Source organism: Phenylobacterium sp. (genome assembly GCF_030698145.1).
Taxonomy (GTDB): domain Bacteria; phylum Pseudomonadota; class Alphaproteobacteria; order Caulobacterales; family Caulobacteraceae; genus Phenylobacterium.
This window is the reverse complement of sequence record NZ_JAUYNW010000053.1, coordinates 1-3,573: the sequence shown is the minus strand read 5'-3', so window position 1 is coordinate 3,573 and position 3,573 is coordinate 1. Positions and strand designations below refer to the sequence as shown.

The 3,573-nt window shown below is 66.3% G+C and carries 5 protein-coding genes; all 5 read left to right on the top strand.

From position 1 onward, the window contains the following. Window positions 1-505, top strand: a 505-nt coding sequence (rpsE, locus tag Q8Q77_RS07210; RefSeq protein WP_305582609.1) for a 30S ribosomal protein S5, incomplete at its 5' end; no start/stop codon positions are given. 3 nt (window positions 506-508) lie between these two features. Next, the gene (gene rpmD, locus Q8Q77_RS07205; RefSeq protein ID WP_254836856.1) at window positions 509-688 is read left to right on the top strand and encodes a 50S ribosomal protein L30; all 180 of its coding nucleotides are present in this window, start codon (window positions 509-511) and stop codon (window positions 686-688) included. A gap of 131 nt (window positions 689-819) precedes the next feature. Beyond that, window positions 820-1,305 (top strand): 50S ribosomal protein L15, encoded by a 486-nt coding sequence (gene rplO, locus Q8Q77_RS07200; RefSeq protein WP_305582607.1) that lies wholly within the window; start codon window positions 820-822, stop codon window positions 1,303-1,305. Window positions 1,306-1,428: 123 nt separating this feature from the next. After that, complete coding sequence (gene secY / locus Q8Q77_RS07195; protein ID WP_305582605.1) at window positions 1,429-2,781, top strand: preprotein translocase subunit SecY; 1,353 nt, start codon at window positions 1,429-1,431, stop codon at window positions 2,779-2,781. A gap of 65 nt (window positions 2,782-2,846) precedes the next feature. Beyond that, window positions 2,847-3,419, top strand: coding sequence for an adenylate kinase (locus Q8Q77_RS07190; protein ID WP_305582603.1), 573 nt, complete (start codon window positions 2,847-2,849; stop codon window positions 3,417-3,419). Window positions 3,420-3,573 lie beyond the last annotated feature (154 nt).

Sequence of the window (3,573 nt, the reverse complement as noted above, 5' to 3'; positions counted from 1 at the left end):
GCTGGTGCACATCAACCGCGTCGCCGCCACCGTGAAGGGTGGCCGCCGCTTCTCGTTCGCCGCCTTGATGGTGGTGGGCGACCAGAAGGGCCGCGTGGGCTTCGGTCATGGCAAGGCGCGTGAAGTGCCGGAAGCCATCCGCAAGGCGACCGAAGAAGCCAAGAAGACCATGATCCGCGTGCCGCTCCGCGAGAGCCGCACCCTGCACCACGACGGCAATGGCCGTTGGGGCGCTGGCAAGGTCATGGTCCGCGCGGCTCCGGCCGGCACCGGCGTCATCGCCGGCGGCCCGATGCGCGCCGTGCTGGAAACCCTCGGCGTCCAGGACGTCGTGGGCAAGTCGGTCGGCTCGTCCAACCCCTACAACATGGTGCGCGCGACCTTTGAGGCGCTGAAGGCTCAGTCTTCGCCCCGCCAGGTCGCCGCCAAGCGCGGCAAGAAGGTCGCCGACGTCCTCGGACGCAAGTCCGATGCCGCGGCCGCCGCCGCCGCCGACGGAGAATAAGTCATGGCCAAGGTGACCGTTCGTCAGACGGCGAGCCCCATCCGCCGCAAGAAGGACCAGCGCGCGACCCTCGCGGGCCTGGGCCTCAACAAGATCGGCCGCGTGTCGGTCCTGGAGGACACCCCGTCGATCCGCGGGATGATCGCCAAGGTCCATCACATGGTGGAAGTGGTCGAAGGCTAAGGCCTGAGACTGGACGTTTTGGAGAGGCGGCGCCAAAAGCGTCGCCTCTTCGGCCGTTTCGGCGGCCACACTCAACATCAGCCGAGTCCGGACGCTCGTCCGGGCGACAGATCTCCAAGGAGAGGCGTCACATGACCAAGCTCAACGAACTTTCGCCGTCGCCGGGTTCCACCAAGAACCGCATGCGCGTCGGCCGTGGCCCGGGTTCGGGCAAGGGCAAGACCGGCGGCCGCGGCGTGAAGGGTCAGAAGGCCCGTTCCGGCGTCGCCATCGCCGGCTTCGAAGGCGGCCAGATGCCGCTGCACATGCGCATGCCCAAGCGCGGCTTCAACAACCCCTTCGCCAAGAAGTTCGCCGAGGTGAACCTGTGGCGTCTCGAGCAGGCGATCGCCGCCGGCAAGCTCGACGCCAAGAAGGCCATCGACGTCGAGGTCCTGATCGCCGCCGGCGTCGTGCGCCGCGCCAAGGACGGCGTGCGCCTGCTGGGCAAGGGTGAGATCAAGACCAAGATCGAGATCACCGTCTACTCCGCCTCCGCCGCCGCCAAGGCCGCGGTCGAAAAGGCCGGCGGCAAGGTCAACCTGACCGGCCCCGTCGCCGCCGAAGCCGCCGAGTAAATCCGTCCATCCCCGCCTGGCGGGGACTTCGCTCTCGCCTCCGGCCTGCCCTCGCGGCGGACCGGATGACAGGGCAGGACGGACGCCCTATGTACGACCGGTCCTGAACGTCTGGGGAACTACATGGCTTCGGCCGCCGAGCAACTCGCAGCGAACATGAACTTCGGGGCCTTCCAGAAGGCGACGGAGCTCCACAAGCGGATCCTGTTCACCCTGGGGGCGATGATCGCCTACCGGCTGGGAACCTATATCCCGATCCCGGGCATCGACCCGATCGCCTTCGCCCAGGCTTTCTCGGGCCAGGCGCAGGGGATCCTGGGCATGTTCAACATGTTCTCGGGGGGCGCCGTCGAACGGATGGCGATCTTCTCGCTGAACGTGATGCCCTACATCTCGGCCTCGATCATCGTGCAGCTGCTGGGCACGGTCTATCCGCCGTGGGAGAAGCTGCGCAAGGAAGGCGGGGAGGCGGGGCGCAAGACGCTCAACCAGTACACCCGCTACCTGACCGTTGTCCTGGCCCTGTTCCAGTCCTTCGCCATCGCCACCGGGCTGCAGTCGAGCCCGGGCTTGGTGATCAATCCTGGGCCGTTCTTCTTGGTCTCGACGGTCGTGACCCTGACCGGTGGCACGCTGCTGCTGATGTGGCTGGGCGAGCAGATCACCAGCCGCGGGGTCGGCAACGGCGTCTCGCTGATCATCTTCGCCGGCATCGTGGCGGTCCTGCCGCGCGGCATCTGGCAGATGTTCACCATGACCCGGACCGGTGCCCTGCCGGGCTTCGCCATGTTCGCGATCATCGCGCTGGCGATCGGCGTGGTCTTCGCCATCGTGTTCATGGAGCGCTCGCAGCGCCGGTTGCTGGTCCAGTATCCCAAGCGCCAGCAGGGCAACCGCATGTTCGGCGGCGACACCTCGTTCCTGCCGCTGAAGATCAACACCTCCGGCGTCATCCCGCCGATCTTCGCCTCTTCGCTGCTGCTGCTGCCGACCACGGCCATGGGCTTCCTGGCGACCGCCGAGCTGCCCGCCTGGGCCCAGTGGCTGCCGGCCGCGGTCGCGGCCCTGCAACACGGCCAGCCGGCCTTCATGGTGCTCTACGGCGCCCTGATCGTGTTCTTCTGCTTCTTCTACACCTCGGTCGTGTTCAATCCGGAGGACACCGCCGAGAACCTGCGCAAGTACGGCGGCTTCCTGCCGGGCATCCGGCCCGGCAAGCGCACGGCGGAGTACCTGGACTATGTCCTGACCCGTCTGACGGTGATCGGCGCGGCCTACATCACCATCGTCTGCCTGCTGCCCGAGATCCTGATCGGCTTCTACAACGCCCCCTTCTATCTGGGCGGCACGTCGCTGCTGATCGTGGTGAGCGTCACCATGGACACCGTTACTCAGATCCAGTCGCATCTCCTGGCCCACCAGTACGAAGGCCTGATCAAGAAGTCGAAGCTACGCGGGGGGCGTGGCGCTCGATAGAGAAGCGCTTTCGCTTTTAAGCCGGCCCGAATGGGGAAGGTCGGCGGGGAGGGGATATTTTAGCGATGAATTTGATCCTGTTCGGCCCGCCGGCGGCGGGGAAGGGCACCCAGGCCAAGCGCCTGGTCGACAGCCGCAAGATGGTTCAGCTGTCCACCGGAGACATGCTGCGCGCCGCGATCGCCTCGGGCTCCGAGCTCGGCAAGAAGGTGGCCGGCGTCATGGAGCGCGGCGAGCTCGTCACCGACGAGATCGTCATCGCCCTGATCGAGGAGCGTCTGCCTGAGGCCGAAGCGGCCGGCGGCGCGATCTTCGATGGTTTCCCGCGCACGCTCGCGCAAGCCCAGGCCCTGGACGTCATGCTGGAGCAGCGCGGCGCCCGAATCGACCTAGTGGTTCGCCTCAAGGTCGATGACGAACAGCTTCTGAAGCGGGTGGCCGGCCGATTCGCCGAGTCGGGCCGCCCAGACGACAATCCCGAAAGCTTCAAGGTGAGGCTCTCGGCCTACAACGACCAGACCGCGCCGTTGCTGCCCTACTATCAAAACCACGGAAAACTCGTGGAAGTGGACGGCATGGGTTCGATCGAAGACGTATCCGCCGGCATCGACAAGGCCCTCGACGGCCCCCGCTGGTAGAATAAGCCCTCGCGATCGCGTGAAGCCTGAAAAGGTTCAAATTCTCGCGATTGCGCCATTGACGGAAACGCAACGTTCCCTATAACGGTGCGCTTCCGCGAAAGGGCGCGAAAGACGTGCCGGCCTTCCCACTTGGGATTCTGGGCCGGGGCGC